This is a genomic window from Escherichia sp. MR, assembly GCF_005280595.1.
GTDB lineage: Bacteria > Pseudomonadota > Gammaproteobacteria > Enterobacterales > Enterobacteriaceae > Escherichia > Escherichia ruysiae.
In genome coordinates this window covers 1-276 of record NZ_SZVK01000148.1, presented here as the reverse complement: position 1 = coordinate 276, position 276 = coordinate 1, and the positions used below count along the sequence as shown (strand labels likewise).

1 protein-coding gene and 1 pseudogene are annotated in these 276 nt (G+C 42.4%); both read left to right on the top strand.

Annotated features, from left to right (window positions below):
• Nucleotides 1-61 (top strand): IS1 family transposase (locus FC814_RS23875; protein WP_071528444.1); only part of this gene is annotated, 61 nt, incomplete at its 5' end.
• Between the two features lie 3 nt (nucleotides 62-64).
• Nucleotides 65-229: pseudogene (locus FC814_RS22680) on the top strand (PrpF domain-containing protein); the annotation flags it as partial.
• Nucleotides 230-276 lie beyond the last annotated feature (47 nt).

Genomic DNA, 276 nt, shown 5'->3' with positions numbered 1-276 from the left:
ATCGGTGGAGCTGCATGACAAAGTCATCGGGCATTATCTGAACATAAAACACTATCAATAAGTTAGAGTCATTACCCCGACAGATAAACAGATTGATTATTTTGACGATGTCCCGGTGACTTGTATCGATATGGCGATGCCAGTCGTTATTATTCCGGCTGAATATCTGGGAAAAACAGGCTATGAATTACCAGCGGAACTGGGTGATGCTGCCAACTTACTGATTTAGTGTATGATGGTGTTTTTGAGGTGCTCCAGTGGCTTCTGTTTCTATCA